The sequence below is a fragment of the Aromatoleum sp. genome, from assembly GCF_036675785.1.
Lineage (GTDB): Bacteria > Pseudomonadota > Gammaproteobacteria > Burkholderiales > Rhodocyclaceae > Aromatoleum.
The window spans coordinates 78,280-94,773 of sequence record NZ_JAKFEF010000077.1 but is presented as its reverse complement, the minus strand read 5'-3'; the positions used below and the strand labels follow the sequence as shown (position 1 = coordinate 94,773).

The window sequence follows — 16,494 nt, the reverse complement described above, 5'->3', positions numbered from 1 at the left end:
GAATGCGCGCATCGCGGCGCGGGCAAGCCGTTCCGAATGGAGTTCCGGATGACGCACTGGTTACAGACGCTCCGCCGCGCGGCCCTCTCCGGCACCACCGCGAGCACGTTGTCGCTCGCGGCGCTGACCGTCTGCGGCGTCCGCGACTGTCGCAGCGCCTTTGCGCCGGTCAACGCGGTCAGCCACTGGATCTGGGCCCGGCGCGCGCTGCGCCAGGCGGACGGCTCCCTGCGATATACGCTCCCGGGCTACGCGATCCACCACGCGGCGTCGGTGTTCTGGGCGCTGTTCTACGAAGAAGGCGTCGCGTGGCTGCGCCCCGTCCGTGTCGCGCAGCACGTCGGCGCCGGCGCGGCCGTCGCGGCAATCGCCTGCTTCGTGGACTTGCGCATGACGCCGGAACGACTGACGCCCGGCTTCGAGCGCCGGCTCAGCAACCGGTCCCTCGCCTGGGTGTATCTCGCCTTCGGCGCCGGCCTCGCGCTGCCCGCAGTGTTGAAGGCGACACGCCGATGAGCACCCGTCCGCCGACCTTCGCATCCGGCTTCGAACATCCCGCGCGTTCCGCCGGCCTCCTCCCCGCGGCGGCGAGAGCTTTGCGAGCGCCGCCCGACGCGACGAACCGCTGCAAATCGACCGGCATGGCAATTGCTGCTACGCCGTCGAGCGGGAGCGTTCATTCCCTGCAAGGAGAGGCCGGCATCCCCGGCCGCGACGAGGAAACGCAATCATGGGATCCATTGGAGAAATTGCATCGTTCATGAAGAAGCACGAGCTGATGCTCGTGACCGCCGAATCCTGCACCGCCGGCCTGATCGCCGCGCGGCTCGCTGACATACCCGGCGCGGGCTCGCTGCTCGACTCCGCGTTCGTCGTGTACTCGCGCGACGCAAAAGAGCACTGCCTCGACGTACGCAAGGAAACGATCAACCGCTTCAACCTGACGAGCGAGGAAGTCGCGCGGGAGATGGCGGAAGGGGCGCTCGCGCGCAGCCATGCGAACCTCGCGATCGCGAACACCGGCATCACCGACGCGGTCGACAACGATATTCCGGCCGGCACGCAGTGCTTCGCGTGGATCTTCCGCCACGCGGTGCCCGACGGAAAGACGAAGATATTCACGACGACGCGGCGCTTCGCGGGCAGCCGCAACGCGATCCGCAACGCCGCCGCGGAATACGCGCTGCGCCGGATTCCGCATTATTTCGGGCTCCTGCACAACGGCGGCGGCGAAACCTGAGAAACCGGCGAGGAGTTCCGCCCGGCACGCTCGCGCCGGGCACGACCGGAGAACCACGAGATGACGATTTCACAGATGCACCGCTCGCAATTCCGCACAGTGCTGCTCGAAGGCATCCACCAGACGGCGATCGACGCGTTCGGCGACGCCGGCTGGCCCGTTGCGACGCAGACGGGGGCGCTCGTCGGCGACGCGTTGGCCGACGCGATCGCCGAGGCCGAGTTCGTCGGCATCCGCTCGCGCACGCGCCTGACGCGGGAAATCCTCGAGCGCGCGCCGAAGCTCATCGGCATCGGCGCGTTCTGCATCGGCACGAACCAGATCGACCTCGACTTCGCCGCAAAACGGGGCATACCGGTCTTCAACGCACCATTCTCGAACACGCGCAGCGTCGCCGAGCTGGTAATCGCCGAGATCATCATGCTGATGCGCGGGATCCCGGAGAAGAACGCGCTGCAGCATCGCGGCGGCTGGATGAAGAGTGCCGCGAACTCGTGGGAGATCCGTGGCAAGACGCTCGGCATCGTCGGCTACGGCCATATTGGCACGCAGGTCGGCGTGCTGGCGGAACAGCTCGGCATGCACGTCGTGTTCCAGGACATCGAGGCGAAACTCGCGCTCGGCAATGCGCGTCCGTTCGCGACGCTCGACGAGTTGCTGGCGGTCTCCGACGTCGTGAGCCTGCACGTGCCGGCGACACCGCAGACGGCGAATCTCTTCGGCGCGCGGCGCATCGCGATGATGAAACCGGGCAGCTTCCTGATCAACGCGTCGCGCGGCAACGTCGTCGACATCGACTCGCTCGCCGAGGCACTCGAGTCCAAGCGTGTCCTCGGCGCGGCGATCGACGTGTTCCCGGTCGAGCCGAAGAGCAACGACGACGTGTTCACGTCGCCGCTGACCCGTTTCGAGAACGTGCTGCTCACCCCGCATATCGGCGGTTCGACCGCGGAAGCGCAGGAGAACATCGGCCGCGAAGTCGCCGCGAAGCTCATCCGCTACGGCAACAACGGATCGACCGTTTCGGCGGTAAACTTTCCCGAAGTGTCGCTGCCGGAGCACGCCGGCCAGTGCCGAATCATGCACATCCACCACAACGTCCCGGGGATGCTCGCGAAGATCAACGAGCGCTTCTCGGCCGCAGGGATCAACATCGCGGCCGAGTACCTGCAGACGACGAAGGACATCGGCTATGTCGTCATCGACGTGGACGCGCAGGCGAGCCGCGTCGCGGTGGACGAACTGGGCGCGATCGACGGGACGATCCGCTGCCGCGTGCTTTGCTGAGGGCGGGCGGCGGAGCTTTCGAGTGCCCGTTCCGGCCGGCGCGACGGTGGTTCGCATCGGCCTTCGCTGCGCTCGCGCCGACCGACACCCTTCGAGTTCAGCGCTCGAAGCGCCGCGTCGCGATCCGCTGTGTGGCGCCGGCCTTCGCTACGCTCACGCCGACCTACGGGAACTCCTCGGGCGCGACGGCCGCCTGGCGTGCCAGCGGCCGCGCTGTTAAAGCGGCTGACGCGCCCGCCTGCTCCGCTACGTCTTGTCCGGCAAGTCCTTCCGGTCGCGGTCCGGGCGCCCTGCCCCGGTGCCCGGGGGGTTGTCGCAGGGGTGGAGGTCCACCGGCTCCCTTTTCGGGGTGATCGCCGGCGGGTCGCTGGCGGGGAAGCTTTCGTCCACCGATTCGTCGATCAGGTCTTCGACGTGCGATTCCTTCTTCTTCGGGACCGAAGGGTCGATGTCCTGCGTCTTGTTAACCATGCCCTGCCTCCTTTTTCGAATAAGCGCTCCGCAATCGACGGCTGCGCTGCCGCGCCTCGCCGTGCGTCACGGCTCGTCGCCTGAATCATTGATCTCCGTCCAGCGCTCAAGTTGCCTCAAGACTGAAAGTACCGCCCAAGTGCAGGCGGTCGCGACGACGGCGACGCCGAAGCGGCCGAGTCCGACGCTGACGCCGATCGCCGCGGTGATCCAGATCCCCGCAGCGGTCGTCAGGCCGCGGATGTCCTGTTCCTTCTCGCGCTTGAGGATCGCGCCGGCCCCGAGAAAGCCGATGCCGGTGATCAGCCCCTGGACGACGCGGGACACGGCGTCGTCGTGCATCGCGGTTTCGACCGCGCCGACGATGAAGAGCGTCGAGCCGGTCGCGACGAGGATGTGCGTGCGCAAACCGGCCGACTTTCCGGCGCGTTCGCGCTGCAGGCCAATGACCGCGCCGCATATGAGCGCGAGCATCAGCCGCACCAGCGGGCGGGCGAGTTCGTCGGGGGAGCCGAATCCCGTGACCAGCTCGGCAACGATCGGATTCAAGCCCACCTCCTGTCGCCCGCGAATTCCTCTCCGGTTGTCCCGGTCCGCGAAAGAGCAATCGACATGCCACGCAGGCACGGAGCCGGAGCCTGGCGGCTACGTCCGCGTGCGCGGTTCGAGCGCGAGCGTGGACTGCTCGGCCTCCCGCGCGTCGCGCGCCAGTGCCCGCAGCGAGAGCGCAACCGCGCCTGCAAATACTTCGTCATAGCACGGAAACGCGCCGCTCGCCGCGACGACGATGCCGTCGATGCAGACGCCGCCGGCCAGCAGGCTGTCGCCGGTGCGCAGGAGGTGCGGCAGCGCGTGCTGCAGCGTGCGTCCGTCCTTCCCGGTCGTCCAGCTGAGCTTTGCCTTCGCGCGCGCGAACGCCGCGTAGTCCGCGTCCCAGCGGCTGCGGTCGCCGAACGCTTGCTCGTGCAGGACCGCCTCGTCGAACGCGGCGACGCCGGGCAGCAGCGCGGGATCCATGATGACGATGTAAAGAAAGCCGCTGCCGACGATGCTGCGGTCCTGCATCGCGTGCTCGATCATCGGCGAAACGAGCGCGATCGCGCGGCGGGCGGTTTCCGCAGTGACGTAGTGGCTGCCGCTTTGCGCCATGGGCGCCTGCAGTCGGTCGAGGGTCATGAGCTGTCCTCCTGGTGGTGATGCGGGTGGGTCCGCGCAGGCCGGCGGGGTCGCGCGGCGCGCGCTCGAGGCCTATCCGGCATCGTCCGGCGGCGCGGCCGGCGGATCACCGGAAGGTTTGCCGTCCTGCGGTGGCGGACCGGCGCGGTGGCGGACGAGGCTCGCGATGACAAGGACGAGTTCCTCCGGATCGACGGGCTTCGTCAGGTGCACCTGGAAGCCGGCGAGCAGCGCACGCATGCGTTCGTCGCCGCCGCCGCGCGTGCTCAGCGCGATCGCGGGCAGGCGGTCGCCGAGGTCGAATTCCCGCTCCGCCTCGACGCGGCGCAGCCGCTGGATGATCTGGTAGCCGTCCTCGTCCGGCAGCGCGACGTCGCACACCATGACGTCCGGCCAGTCCGCGCGCGGCAGCCCCAGCAGCCAGTCGAGCGCCGCGGCGCCCGACGGATACGCACGCGACAGTGCCTCGTGCCGGTGCAGCACCGACTCGATTTGCTCGCGCGCGTCGGTGCTGTCGTCGACGACGAGCACGCACGCGCCCGCGATCGACGGCGTCGGCAGCGCGAGATCGGTCTTCGGCGGGGGCGTGTGTTCGAGCGCCGGCGCGGCGGCCTCGCCCAGGGCCGGCACCGCGAATTCGACGACCGCCCGCACCATCCCGTTCGAATCGGTGCGGACTTCGAGCGTCGCCCCCTGCTGCTCGACGATCGCGCGGATGTCCTTGAACTCGAGCGTCGGCGGGGGCGCCCCACGGACGGGCCCGGCCCGCGGCGCGCCGATCTCCGGGCCCTGGTGGATGACACTCACCCTCAGCCGGCCGGCGATGCGTTCGATGCGCCATTCGACCCGGCCGCCCCGCGCGCTCGACCAGATCGCGTGTTCGGCGAGCGCCCACATCGCCTGCTGCAGTGCGCCGGGGTCGCCGGTGATGCGCGCCGAGTCGGTCATGATCGTGCTGTAGAAACCGACGCCGCGCGCGTCGAGCGTCGATTTGAGGCCGTCGACGATGCCCGCGAGCAGCGCGATGAGGTTGATCGGCTGCATCGCGAGACCGCGTTCGGCGTGCTCGACTTCCTGCTGCTGGCGCTGCAGCCGCCATAGCTGCGCGTAGAGGCCGTCCTGCTTCTGCAGGTCTTCGTGCCTGCCGCGCTCGACGACGCGACCGTGTTCGAGCACGAGGATTTCGTCGGCGTCGACGACCGTGGACAGCCGGTGCGCGATGATCAGCGACGTGCGCGTGCGCGCGAGGCGGTCGAGTTCGTCCTGGATCGCGCGCTCGGAGCGCGTGTCGAGTGCCGACGTCGCTTCGTCGAACACCAGGATCGGCGGGTTCTTCAGGATCGCGCGGGCGATCGCGATGCGCTGCTTCTCGCCGCCCGACAGCATCACGCCGCGCTCGCCGACCTGCGTCTCGTACTGCCCGGGCAGGCCGGAAATGAACTCGTGCACATGCGCCGCCTTCGCCGCTTCGATGACGTCCGACAGGCTAGCGCCGGGACGGCCGTATGCGATGTTGTACGCGATCGTGTCGTTGAAGAGGATCGTGTCCTGCGGGACGATGCCGAGCGCCGCGCGCAGGCTGCGCTGCGACACCTTGCGGATGTCGACGCCGTCGATCGTGATGCGCCCCGCGCCGACGTCGTAGAACCGGAACAGCAGCCGCGCGAGCGTCGACTTTCCCGACCCGCTGCCGCCGACGACGGCGACGGCGCCGCCGGGCGGGATCGTGAAGCTCACGTCGTACAGGATCTGCCGGCTCGCCTCGTAACCGAACTCCACGTGCTCGAAGCTCACCTCCCCGCGATCGACGACGAGTTCGGTCGCCGCCGGCGCTTCGTCGATTTCCGGTTTCTCTTCGAGCAGCCGCAGCATCTTCTCGGCGTTGACGACTGCGTCGCGCGCCTGCCTGAAGACGAAGCCGAGCGAGTTCAGCGGCAGGCAGATCTGGATCACGTACGCGTTGACGAGCACGAGGTCGCCGACCGACATCGTGCCCTGCACGACGTTCTGCGCCGCGAGTAGCATCACGCTGGCCACGCCGATCGCGATGATGCCGCTCTGGCCGACATGCAATGTCGACAGCGCCTTCTGGTTCTGCACGCCGACCTCGACCCAGTCGGTGAGGATGCTGCTGAAGCGGCCGTGCTCGTAGCGTTCGTTCGTGTAGTACTTGACCGTCTCGTGGTTCATCAGGCTGTCGACGAGGCGGCCGTTCGCGTTCGAGTCCAGTTCGTTCAGCGCGCGCTGGTAGATCGCGCGGCGCTCGGTGAAGGCGACCGTGAAGGTCGAGTAGACGACGAACGTCGCGATGATGACGCCGGTGAACCAGTCGCTGTAACTGATCGTCAGGATCACGATGACCGCGACAATCTCGACGACCGTCGGCAGGATCGTGAACAGCCCGACGCCGAGCAGGAAACCGATGCCGGCCGTGCCGCGCTCGACGTCGCGCGTGACCCCGCCCATGCGCCGGCGCGCGTGGAAGCGCGACGTCAGCCGGTGGAGATGGCCGAAAACGTCGAGCAGGAAACCGGACACCGTCGTCTGCGTGACGCGCACGAAGATCACGTCGCGGATCTCGCTGAACGCGCCGGACAGAAAGCGCAGCACCGCGTAGCCGAGGAGGAGGAAAACCGGCAGCACCGCGACCTGGGCGGTCGGGCCGAGCGCGTCGACGATCGCTTTCAGCGACATCGGCACCGACACGGCGGCGAGCTTCGCGAGGATGACCAGCGCAAGCGCCGCCGCGGTGCGCTTCGGGTAGCGCATCACCGACGACGTCAGCAGCCGCGCGACGAATCCGAGAGTCGAAGGCGGCGAGGAGGGTGACGAGGGTGAAGAGGTCGACGAGGGCGAACGGGCTCGCATGGACAGGAAGGTCTATCGGGCTCGGGGAGAGCGGACCACCTTCCCGGGACCGTGCGGTTCGCCCGGAAAAGCATGCCGGGATGAAAATCCGGTACGGAAAAAAGCTGAGGCCGGCGCAGGGAACTCCCGCGCCGGCCTCGGGGGCCGCGTTACAGCACGCGGTCCTGCCAGTAGCCGCGCTGGCCGTAGTACGCGTGGACTTCGTTCGCCCACGTCGTGTCGGCCATGCTCGGCCAGTGGTCCTTGTCGAAGCCCGGCGCACCCTGCAGCCGGTCCTTGTCGACGTCGAGGATGAAGCACTTGCGATCGGTGTCGAGGATCAGCGCGCCCCACGGAATCGCGAACAGCTTGTCGCCCATGCCGAGGAAGCCGCCCGAGGACAGCACCGCGTAGGCGATGCGACCGCCCATCACGTCGAGCATGATCTCCTTGACCTTGCCGAGATCCTCGCCCTGGTTGTTGATCACGTCGTTGCCTTCGAGCGTGCTCGCGGCCATGACTTCGGGGCCGGGCCCGTTGCGCACATCGTTTTCCGCGCCGACGATGCCAGCGGAACCGCCGGTCGCAGGGGTCGTGCCGGTTGAGTATTGGCTTGCCATGAGTAGGTTCCTCCTTGTTGGGAAACGTCTCGGGGTGGAGCCCCTCCGGCGGGTAGCCGAAGGGGCGGGTGCTCACTCCTTGTCCCTGCCCTGATGGGACTTCTCGCGAGTTTTCGGCGACGTCATGCCCGTTTGCGTGCCGACGTGCGCCTGACTGCTCGACCCGGGACCGCCGGCCGCTTCCGCGGTCGTCGAGCCCGTCGTGCCGCTCAACCCGGTGCTGCCGCCGCCGGTTGTGCCGCCGGAACTGAGCTGGCCGGAGCTGAGGTCTTCCTGCCCGGAACCGGGGCGCCCGGACGGCGAGACGACGCGGATGCGGTTTTCGACGTCCTTGACGCCCCAGGTGTTGTCCGCGGCGTCTTCGATCTGGTACTTCATCCGGCGCTCGGGAACGGTGCCGTCGAGCATCACGCGGCCCTCCCGCACTTCGACGCTGACGTCGTGCACGTCGAGGTGGTGATGCTGGGCGAGGCGCTCGCAGATGAACTCGCGGATCCGCTCGTCGGAGCGCTGATAGCCGCGCGGTCCCTGGCGATTGCGGTCGAGATCCTGGCCCGCGTAGCCGCCGCCGAGCTGACCGCCGCCGTAGCCGCCGCTCGACTGTCCGCCGCTGTAGCCGCCGGCGGTCGGGCTGCCGCCGAAACCGCGACTCATGTCGCTGCTGCCGAAGCGCCCGCCCATCTCGCCGCTGCCGTAGCCGCCGCCCATGTCGCCGCCGGTGTCGCCACCGTAGCCGGGGGTGCCGCCGCCCCGCTCGCCCGCCTCTTCCCGCTCGCCGCCGTAGTCGCGGCTCATCCCGCCGCGCAGCTGCGAGGCCGCGCTGTTCGAGGTGCGACCGCCGTAAGTCGAGCGCGACGCGTCATTCGACGTCCATTGGTTCTCGGAGCCGAAGTCGTCACGGCCGAAGCCGCGCCGCAACCCGCCCTGGTAGCCGAACCGCGGCTCGTCGTATTCTTCGGGCGAAGTCCAGCCCCGGCCGCCGCCGACCGGCCGCGCGCCCTGCTCTTCGCGACCCCAGTTACCGCCGCCGTGCGAACCGCGGCCATAGCCCTGATCCTCACCGCGTGGGCCGCCGCCGTAGCGCTGCCCTTCCTGGCCGCGCGCACTGCCGCGGAAACCTTCCTCGCCGCCGTAGTCTTCCTGGCTTTGGCGCCCGTAGTCGGACGGGCCGACGAAACCGCCCGGCTGCGAGCGTCCTTCGTAGTCCTGGAAGCCGCCGGACCGGCGCTGCTGCTGCGCGTACTGCTCTTCCTCGTGCTCGGGGTATCCGCCGCGCTGGCGTCCGTACTCGGACCCGTAACCGCCGCGCATGCTTTCAGTCCGGTTCGGGTCCCGCTCCCCGTGGAACTGGGAGGGTTGTGGGTGACGTGATTTCATTGCGTCGACTCCTCCTGATCGCTGAAGCGTTGTCCGGAGGGCGAGCCGCCGATCATCGCGCGCCGCCCCCTCTTCTCCCTGACAGAGGCAAGCGCCGTGCCGCGAACGGGCCGCAACCGGCCCGCAGCCGACGGCGCGGCGAGGCGGACGAGCGCGCGCGGGGACGTGAAAAACTTACAGTTCCGTGTAGTTCTTTTCGGCGGGACAAGCGGTGAGGCCGGCGCGGAGGTCCGTCACGCGCAGGGGGCGGCGGCGGCGCTGCGCTTCTCGGCGGCCTCGAGAATCGTCCTGATCGTCTCGACGAGAAGGTGCGCGTCGACCGGCTTGCCGACGCAGCCCTGGAAGCCTTCGACGGCGAATTTGCCGCGGTCCAGATGCGCGAGCGCGGTCACCGCGAGCGCCGGGACGAACGGCAGCGCGGGGTCGCTGCGAAGTCGCTTCAGCACGTCGAAACCGCTCTCGGTCGGCATCGCGATGTCGAGCAGCAGCACGTCCGGCATATCGTCGACTTCGCGGAGCATACGCAACGCCGACGCCACTTCTTCGCCCGAATCGAACGCGCGCACACTCGCGCCGGCCTGCGCCAGGATGAGGCGCATCACTTCGCGCGCGTCGGGGTCGTCGTCGACGAGCAGCGCGTGGACGCCGTCGAGGTCGCGCGCAACCGCCGCCCTCTCGCCGCCCCGCCGGCGTTCGACTTCCGCCTGCACGAACGGGAACTCGACGGTGAACACCGACCCCGCGCCACTGCCCGCGCTCTCCGCGCGTACCGTGCCGCCATGCAACTCGACGAGATTGCGCACCAGCGCGAGCCCGATGCCCAAGCCGAGGTAGCGGCGCGTGACCGAGGTGTCCGCCTGGCTGAAGCGGTCGAACACGTGCGGCAGGAAATCCGCGTCGATGCCGACACCGTTGTCGCTGACCGACAGCACGACCGAGTCGCCGGCGCGGGCGAGCCGGATCGCGGTCTTCCCGCCTTCGAGCGTGAACTTGATCGCGTTCGACACCAGGTTGATGACGATCTGCTGCAGCCGGTCGCTGTCGCCATTGACGACGGCCGATGGGCATTCGGCCGCGAATTCCAGCTCGACGCCCTTCGCCGCGGCGCCGTCGCGCAGCAGTTCGATCGCCGCGCGCACGATCTCGACGAGATCCACCGGCCGGTTGTCGAGGTCGAGCTTGCCGCTGATGATGCGCGAGGTGTCGAGGAGATCGTCGATGAGCCGCGTCTGGTGGTCGATGTTGCGCTTGATCGCTTCGGCCGCGCGCCCGACGAGCGTCGGGTCCGGACTGCCGACCGACAACAGCACCTGGCTCCAGCCTTTCAGTGCGTTCAGCGGGGAACGCAGCTCGTGCGACACGATTGCGAGGAACTCGTCCTTCGCGCGGTTCGCCCGCTCGGCCTCGCCCCGCAGGCGGTGTTCGGCGACCAGCAGGTTCTCGAGTTCGCGCTGAGCGCGCTTGCGGTCGGTGATGTCCTTCGCGACGCCGACCAGCCCGAACACCTGCCCCTGCGAATCCCGCAGCGGGGATTTCGTGACCAGATAGGTGCGCACGCCGGCTTTCGTCCTGCGGGTTTCCTCGACCGCGATCGGCCGCCGCGTCTCGATCACGCGCCGGTCGTTTTCGAGGATGCGGCGCAACTCCTCCGTGTCCTCGAAGAGTTCCTGCTCCTTTTGCCCGAGCACTTGCGCGCGGCTCAGGCCCATCGCCTGCACCGCCGCGGGATTGACCATCATGATCCGGCCTTCGCGGCTCTTCGCAATGATGAGTTCCGGCGTGCTCGCGGCAATCGTGCGCAGCAGCGTCGTGCTCTCGCGCAGGACCGTCATCGTGCGTTCGAGCGCGCGCGTGCGCTCGCCGACCCGCCGGTCGAGCGCCTGGAACGCCTGGCGCTCCGCATGCGCACGCGCGCGACGCGCACTGACGTCGCGCAGCACGAGCACGCCGCCGGACAACCGCCCGCTCGCGGCGCGGATCGGCGTCGCGCTCGCCTCGATCCCGCACAGGCTGCCGTCGGCGAGCCGCACCGCCGGTTCGCCATCGAGCGTCACCGGCCGCAGTTCGTGGAACGCCTTGCGGAACGGCGACTCGATCGCCTCGCGCGTGCGCTCGTCGACGAGTTGCACGAGATCCCGGAGATTGCGGCCGATCGCGTCGGCGACGTCGACGCCGAGAAGCTGCGCGGCCGCCGGGTTCAGGAAGCCGACGCGGACTTCTTCATCCACCGCGATGACGGCGTCGCCGATGTTGGCGAGGGTCACTTCGAGCCATTGCTGCTGCGTGTTCGCGCGCAGCTCGGCCATCGAGCGGTCGACGTTCATTTCGTCGAGCTTGCCGGCGGTCCACAGGATCAGCGCGGCGCAGCCGACGATCATCCCGACCGCGATCACCCCTTCGCTCTCGCCGACGGCGAACCAGCCCAGGCGCAGGCCCAGCGCCTGCACCCACCCGGCCAGCAGCGGGACCGCCACCACGAGCGGCAGCAGCCGGCGGAAGATCACCGCGCCCGGCGAATCGTGTTCGAGCAGTCGCAGCAGGCGCGGCGAAGGCCGGCTGACGATCAGGCTCACGCTCGCCGCGAGCATCCCGAGGGCGACCGGCAGCGCGATGCCGACCGCGGGGATCGCGACGCTGAGCCGGACGAAGCGGAAGGTCAGCCCGACGATCGCGACGAGCGCGACGCTGCCCGCGGCGATCGCGACAAGCCGTGCGAACCGTCGAACGCGGAGGTCATCGACGGCGGCAAGCGCCAAAGCCAGCGCGACGAGGGTGTAGGACGCTGCGGTGCCGACCGGGTTCGGTGCCGGGTCGAACACCGGGATCCGCTCGAAAACGTGGCTGTCGACGCCGGACCATGTCTCGAGCTGCAAGAGCAGCGTCAGCACCGAAATCGTCGCGATCGCAAACGCGAGGACGAAGATCGCATACTGGTTGCGGCGGTCGTCGGCGCCTTCGAGGCGCCGCAACGCGAACGCGATCAGCAGCAGCTTCAGGATGCTGCTGAAGGTCATCGGCGGAAGATTCGGGCCGAGGGACGTGAGCATGGGGACGCCCGTCGTCCACCCGATGAACGCCGTCAGCGCGAGCGCCGCGACGAACCAGCTCGCATACTTCGCGGTGTTCGCGAGTCGCGTCGACCATGCTCCCTCGGGGAGCGAGGTCGGCGACGGCAAGGAAACGCCAGTGTCCATGCGGTTCGATCAGTCGTAGGAGAGAAAGACACCCGCCGGCTTCCGCGCGGCGATCGGAGACGCACTGCGCGAAGGCCGGGCGCTCGGCGCGCGGCTCGACGCCCGCCGCGCTCCGGCTCCGCGCACTGATCGGAGATAGGACTCTCGCTCCGCCGAACCATTCCCCATTGTCGAAGGGCGCGCGATCTACCCCCGGCGATCCATCCTCATCGGCGGCACAGCACGAGCGTCGCGGGTGCGCACCGGCCGGTTCGCGTAACGGCGCGCGTACTGATCGCGCCCCCAGGTCAGGAACACCGGCACCGCCTTCCACGGGTTGCCGTAGCGCATCCGCAGGCCCGTCATCGCCAGGCCCCCGAGGATCGCAGCGATCCCCTTGCGTTTCGTTTCCGGCTTGATCGCAGGCTCGTCGTTCCGCGCGAAGCGGCGCGGCCGCCTCTTCACGAGCACCGTTGCGAGAAGCCCGACGACGGCCGCGGCGATGCCGATCCCCCGCAGCGAAGTGGCCTGCGCGACGACCCGGTTCTTCGTCGCGTCGCGCCAAAGCGCGAAATCGCGCCCCACCCCGGCGCGCTCCTGCGCGACCAGGATTTCCGCTTCTTCCAGCGATCTGGAGATGATCCTCATGGCCCGGTCCTCGCGCCCGCGTCACCGACGACCGGCGTCGCCGACGGCGGCGGTTCGCCGCGCAACTGCCGCAGCGTCGCGGCGAAGGGCAGCTTCTTCACGCGCTTCCACAGCCACCATCCGGCGATCGCAGCGACGACGACATTCGCCAGCGCCGCGAGCGCGAGCACGACGGTCCACGGCACGCCGTCGGCGATCAGCCAGCCGGCGATCGCGACAACGAGCGCGAGCCACGCGGTCACGAGCAGGACGATCGCCGCGATCGCGGCGCACATCGCCTGCAGCAGTTCGCGGACCGTCTGCCGCGCATCGAGCACAACGAGCGATGCGAAAGCCGACGCCAGGCGCCGGGAGCGGTGCAGCAGGCCGGAGAGGGAGCGGTCGGTGCCGATTCCCTCGTTCGTCGTGGCCGCCATCGCGGTGCGGGCGGGCCGTCAGTGGTGCGTGAAGCGGCTGAACAGCATCCCCACACCGACGGCGATCATCACCGACGCCACCGGGTGCCGGCGCACGCACTCGCGCGCCCCTTCCAGCAGTTCTTCCTGCTGATGCATCCATTCCTGGCTGCGCTCGCCGGCGTGGCGCAATCCGCTCGACGCTGCGTGCGCCGCGCGGCCGATCGCATCCTGCGCGCTGCTCGACAGCTGCTCGATCTTCGCCGCACCCGTGTCGGCGCTCCCCGTTACGTTGGATCCCGGTGTCGTCGTCTGCATTTCCGTTCCTCCTTGTTATCGGTCCGGGCGGGTCCTTGCCCGCCCGGACCTTGTTGCGGCAGCCGGTGCAGCAAACGGCGTACCCACACGTCGTCCGCCGCACGGACGGCACGCGCTGCGGGCGTGCGGGTCATTTCCCGTGGCGCTTTTGCCGCGGCGGATGCGCGACGTCCACACCCTCCGGCGGCACGTCGGCGCCGGGGGACCGCTCCGGGTCGGCTCCCGGCCCCGGAACGTCGGACGGGATGCCATGCTGGTCGGTGTCGCGCAGCCCGCGTCCGATGTCGCGCGACGCCTGCTCGATGATTTCGCGGTGCTCGCGGTGCTCGTGTACGCCCGGCTCGTCCTTCTGCGGCGCTTCGTCCCGCTCGTGAGGCAGCGGCAGCGCGCCTTCTTTGGGGGGCTTGCGGATATTCGTGTCCTCGGCATCGAACACCGGGTCGGGCCATTTTTTCCCGGGCTCGCCGGTCTTGTCCTGCTTGCTCATCGGATCGATCCTCCTCGCGAAAGCCGACGCGTTGTCCCTGCGCCGGCGGACCGGACGAACGCCCTCGAAAGCCCAGTAAGACTTACGCCTGCGTGCAGGACTTACACGCGGCGCGCCGCCACGGCGCGCTCATTCCGCCGGGCTGCGATCGGGGTAGCGCTCCCGCTCGTCCTGCGCGCTCTCGTCCGCTTCGTCGCCCTCGGTCTCGTCCCCGGCCGGGATCTCGCCCTTTTCCGCCTGGTACACCGCGAGGCGGTTGTAGAGCGTTTTCAGGCTGATCCCGAGCATTTCGGCGGCCTTGCGTTTGACGTTGCCGCATTCGAGCAGCGTCGCCTCCATCACGCGCCGGTTCACCTCTTCGAGCGTCGTGCCGACCCGGATCGTCAGCACCGAGCTGTGCGATTTCTGCACAAAGCTCTCGGCCGCGATCTCGGGCTCGATGACCTCGTCGGCGAGGATGTACGCGCGGTGCACGTAGTTCTTCAGCTCGCGGACGTTGCCCGGCCAGTTGTGTGCATACAGCGCCGCGATCGCATCGGACGAAAAGCGTTTGTTCGTGTGCTCCTGTTCGTTCAGTTCGGCGAGGAAATGTTCCGCGAGCAGCTCGATGTCGGTGCCGCGTTCGCGCAGCGGCGGCAGATGGATCGGGAAGACGTTGAGGCGGTGATAGAGGTCCTCGCGCAGCTTGCCTTCGGCGACCGCCTTCTCCGGCGAGCGGTTCGTCGCCGCGATCAGGCGCACGTCGGTGGCGATCGGCTCGTTCGTGCCGACGCGCATGAAGGACCCGGTTTCGAGCACGCGCAGCAGCTTGACCTGCAGGTCCGGGCGCATTTCGGTGACTTCGTCGAGAAACAGCGTGCCGCGGTTCGCGCGCTCGAAGAAGCCGTGGTGCTGGCGGTCCGCGCCGGTGAAGCTGCCCTTCTCGTGACCGAAGAGTTCGCTCTCGACGAGTTGCGGCGATACCGCGCCGCAGTTCAGCGGCAGGAAGGGTTGGCGCTTGCGCCGTGACAGGTCGTGGATGGTCTGCGCGACGACTTCCTTGCCGCTGCCGCTCTCGCCGATCAGCAGCACCGACGCCGACGTCGGCGCGACGCGCGAGAGCTGGTCGTAGAGCCGGTGCATCGGTGGCGAACTGCCGAGGATGTGGCCGAAGCGCCCGAGCTTGCGCAGCTCGTTGCGCAATTCGCCGATCTCCTCGCGGAAGTGCTCGACCTTCGGGATCCGCTGCAGCACGCCGCGCAGCCGCTCGATGTCGACCGGCTTCACGAGATAGTCCGTCGCGCCGCCGCGCAGCGCGTCGATCGCGCTTTCGACGCTCGCGTGGCCGGTGATGACGACGACCTCGGTCGAGCCGCCGGTGCCGATTTCCTCCATCAGCTCCATGCCGAGCCCGTCGGGCAGCATCAGGTCGGTCAGCACGACGTCGGGCATCGAGCGCGTCAGCTGGATGCGCGCGCTGCGCAACGAGTCGGCGACCGCGATCGTAAACCCCTCCGCCTTGACGAATTCGGAGAGCCACGCGCCGGTTTCGGGATCGTCGTCGACAAGCAATACGTTCGGCAATTTTCTCTCCCGCGCGAGTAGCCCACCCGTTGATACTAGTCGCCTTTCGCCGCCCACCTTTACCGGGAATTGTAATTTTTTCAGTCACTTCCCGCCGACGACGTGGGACTTTTTCACACATCCGGGATAACTGCCCGCAGGACGCCCGCTTGCTGTGCAGCGGCATGCAGTGGAGTCCGGCGCCCCCCTCGGCCGCACGGCTCACCGGTCTGCTGGAGGATCGGAAATGGATATTTCCTGGCAGGAAGTCTTCGGCCTCACCGTGTCGCCGGTCGAACTCGTCATCCGCGGCACCGTCGTCTACCTGTTCCTGATTTTCGTGTTCCGCACCGTGTTGCAGCGCGACATTGGCGCAGTCGGCGTCGCAGACATCCTGCTCCTCGTGATCATCGCGGACGCGTCGCAGAACGCGATGGCCGGCGAACACAAGTCGGTCACCGATGGGCTGATCCTCGTCTCGACGATCCTCGGCTGGAACGTGCTGTTCGACTATCTCTCGTTCCGCTTTCCGCGAATTCGCAAGATCCTGCAGCCCCCGGTGCTGCGGCTCGTGTGCGACGGCAAAATCCTGCATCGCAACCTGCGGCGCGAATTCATCACCGAAGACGAACTGTGGGCGAAGCTGCGCGAAAACGGCATCGACAAACTCGAGGACGTCCACTCCGCGACGATGGAAAGCGACGGCACGATCAGCGTCGTCAAGCGCGAAGGGGGCCCGGAAAACGGCAAACCGCCGAAGAACCACCGGCCGCTCTAGCCGTCCCGGACGCACCCGGCGATCTCCCGCAGTAAGTTTTTCCCCGACCGCTCCGAACTTACACGCCGCATCCCCCGCCATCGCTGGCGATCGCGACTGACGACAGTATTCCGTGCGGGCACAGGGCTTGCCGAA

At 68.6% G+C, this 16,494-nt stretch carries 16 protein-coding genes; 4 read left to right on the top strand and 12 right to left on the bottom strand.

Features of this window, described 5'->3' with window-relative positions:
* The first annotated feature begins 48 nt into the window (after positions 1 to 48).
* From V6M37_RS16765 to serA, 3 genes are all read left to right on the top strand, one after another.
* Positions 49 to 516: a hypothetical protein gene (locus V6M37_RS16765; RefSeq protein ID WP_332675236.1), complete on the top strand. Its 468-nt coding sequence runs from the start codon at positions 49 to 51 to the stop codon at positions 514 to 516.
* 214 nt (positions 517 to 730) lie between these two features.
* Complete coding sequence (locus tag V6M37_RS16760; protein WP_332675234.1) at positions 731 to 1,240, top strand: CinA family protein; 510 nt, start codon at positions 731 to 733, stop codon at positions 1,238 to 1,240.
* A gap of 60 nt (positions 1,241 to 1,300) precedes the next feature.
* Entirely contained in the window at positions 1,301 to 2,527 is a 1,227-nt protein-coding gene (gene serA / locus V6M37_RS16755) for a phosphoglycerate dehydrogenase (protein WP_332675232.1), read from the top strand.
* Positions 2,528 to 2,773: 246 nt separating this feature from the next.
* Here the strand turns inward: serA and V6M37_RS16750 are convergent, their stop codons facing one another.
* The 12 genes from V6M37_RS16750 to V6M37_RS16695 all read right to left on the bottom strand — a co-directional run bounded on the left by V6M37_RS16750 (position 2,774) and on the right by V6M37_RS16695 (position 15,602).
* Positions 2,774 to 2,998 (bottom strand): hypothetical protein, encoded by a 225-nt coding sequence (locus tag V6M37_RS16750; protein WP_332675230.1) that lies wholly within the window; start codon positions 2,996 to 2,998, stop codon positions 2,774 to 2,776.
* 66 nt (positions 2,999 to 3,064) lie between these two features.
* On the bottom strand, positions 3,065 to 3,547 hold the full coding sequence (locus V6M37_RS16745) for an MgtC/SapB family protein (RefSeq protein ID WP_332675229.1): 483 nt from the start codon (positions 3,545 to 3,547) through the stop codon (positions 3,065 to 3,067).
* Between the two features lie 96 nt (positions 3,548 to 3,643).
* Positions 3,644 to 4,174: a hypothetical protein gene (locus V6M37_RS16740; protein WP_332675227.1), complete on the bottom strand. Its 531-nt coding sequence runs from the start codon at positions 4,172 to 4,174 to the stop codon at positions 3,644 to 3,646.
* Between the two features lie 72 nt (positions 4,175 to 4,246).
* On the bottom strand, positions 4,247 to 6,943 hold the full coding sequence (locus tag V6M37_RS16735) for an ABC transporter transmembrane domain-containing protein (protein WP_332675397.1): 2,697 nt from the start codon (positions 6,941 to 6,943) through the stop codon (positions 4,247 to 4,249).
* A 248-nt stretch (positions 6,944 to 7,191) separates the two neighbouring features.
* Complete coding sequence (locus V6M37_RS16730; RefSeq protein WP_332675224.1) at positions 7,192 to 7,641, bottom strand: PRC-barrel domain-containing protein; 450 nt, start codon at positions 7,639 to 7,641, stop codon at positions 7,192 to 7,194.
* A 72-nt stretch (positions 7,642 to 7,713) separates the two neighbouring features.
* Complete coding sequence (locus V6M37_RS16725) at positions 7,714 to 9,018, bottom strand: BON domain-containing protein (protein WP_332675222.1); 1,305 nt, start codon at positions 9,016 to 9,018, stop codon at positions 7,714 to 7,716.
* 233 nt (positions 9,019 to 9,251) lie between these two features.
* Positions 9,252 to 12,212, bottom strand: coding sequence for a hybrid sensor histidine kinase/response regulator (locus V6M37_RS16720; protein ID WP_332675221.1), 2,961 nt, complete (start codon positions 12,210 to 12,212; stop codon positions 9,252 to 9,254).
* A 186-nt stretch (positions 12,213 to 12,398) separates the two neighbouring features.
* Positions 12,399 to 12,839, bottom strand: coding sequence for a hypothetical protein (locus V6M37_RS16715; RefSeq protein WP_332675219.1), 441 nt, complete (start codon positions 12,837 to 12,839; stop codon positions 12,399 to 12,401).
* Positions 12,836 to 13,255 (bottom strand): phage holin family protein, encoded by a 420-nt coding sequence (locus V6M37_RS16710; RefSeq protein WP_332675217.1) that lies wholly within the window; start codon positions 13,253 to 13,255, stop codon positions 12,836 to 12,838. The genes V6M37_RS16715 and V6M37_RS16710 overlap by 4 nt, the downstream gene beginning before the upstream one ends.
* Positions 13,256 to 13,273: 18 nt before the next feature.
* On the bottom strand, positions 13,274 to 13,552 hold the full coding sequence (locus V6M37_RS16705; RefSeq protein ID WP_332675215.1) for a hypothetical protein: 279 nt from the start codon (positions 13,550 to 13,552) through the stop codon (positions 13,274 to 13,276).
* 130 nt (positions 13,553 to 13,682) lie between these two features.
* A complete protein-coding gene (locus V6M37_RS16700; RefSeq protein WP_332675213.1) occupies positions 13,683 to 14,039 on the bottom strand; it encodes a hypothetical protein in 357 nt (118 codons plus the stop codon).
* A gap of 129 nt (positions 14,040 to 14,168) precedes the next feature.
* Positions 14,169 to 15,602, bottom strand: a complete 1,434-nt coding sequence (locus tag V6M37_RS16695) for a sigma-54-dependent transcriptional regulator (protein WP_332675211.1) — start codon at positions 15,600 to 15,602, stop codon at positions 14,169 to 14,171.
* Positions 15,603 to 15,828: 226 nt separating this feature from the next.
* On the opposite strand from V6M37_RS16695, the gene V6M37_RS16690 reads away from it, so the two are divergent.
* Complete coding sequence (locus V6M37_RS16690; RefSeq protein ID WP_332675209.1) at positions 15,829 to 16,359, top strand: DUF421 domain-containing protein; 531 nt, start codon at positions 15,829 to 15,831, stop codon at positions 16,357 to 16,359.
* Positions 16,360 to 16,494 lie beyond the last annotated feature (135 nt).

Bases quoted from the DNA above. Each gene is read 5' to 3' on its own strand.
- V6M37_RS16765 (WP_332675236.1), top strand. From the start codon at position 49: ATGACGCACTGGTTACAGACGCTCCGCCGCGCGGCCCTCTCCGGCACC.
- V6M37_RS16760 (WP_332675234.1), top strand. From the start codon at position 731: ATGGGATCCATTGGAGAAATTGCATCGTTCATGAAGAAGCACGAGCTG.
- serA (WP_332675232.1), top strand. From the start codon at position 1,301: ATGACGATTTCACAGATGCACCGCTCGCAATTCCGCACAGTGCTGCTC.
- V6M37_RS16750 (WP_332675230.1), bottom strand. From the start codon at position 2,998: ATGGTTAACAAGACGCAGGACATCGACCCTTCGGTCCCGAAGAAGAAG.
- V6M37_RS16740 (WP_332675227.1), bottom strand. From the start codon at position 4,174: ATGACCCTCGACCGACTGCAGGCGCCCATGGCGCAAAGCGGCAGCCAC.
- V6M37_RS16735 (WP_332675397.1), bottom strand. From the start codon at position 6,943: ATGCGCTACCCGAAGCGCACCGCGGCGGCGCTTGCGCTGGTCATCCTC.
- V6M37_RS16730 (WP_332675224.1), bottom strand. From the start codon at position 7,641: ATGGCAAGCCAATACTCAACCGGCACGACCCCTGCGACCGGCGGTTCC.
- V6M37_RS16725 (WP_332675222.1), bottom strand. From the start codon at position 9,018: ATGAAATCACGTCACCCACAACCCTCCCAGTTCCACGGGGAGCGGGAC.
- V6M37_RS16720 (WP_332675221.1), bottom strand. From the start codon at position 12,212: ATGGACACTGGCGTTTCCTTGCCGTCGCCGACCTCGCTCCCCGAGGGA.
- V6M37_RS16715 (WP_332675219.1), bottom strand. From the start codon at position 12,839: ATGAGGATCATCTCCAGATCGCTGGAAGAAGCGGAAATCCTGGTCGCG.
- V6M37_RS16710 (WP_332675217.1), bottom strand. From the start codon at position 13,255: ATGGCGGCCACGACGAACGAGGGAATCGGCACCGACCGCTCCCTCTCC.
- V6M37_RS16705 (WP_332675215.1), bottom strand. From the start codon at position 13,552: ATGCAGACGACGACACCGGGATCCAACGTAACGGGGAGCGCCGACACG.
- V6M37_RS16700 (WP_332675213.1), bottom strand. From the start codon at position 14,039: ATGAGCAAGCAGGACAAGACCGGCGAGCCCGGGAAAAAATGGCCCGAC.
- V6M37_RS16690 (WP_332675209.1), top strand. From the start codon at position 15,829: ATGGATATTTCCTGGCAGGAAGTCTTCGGCCTCACCGTGTCGCCGGTC.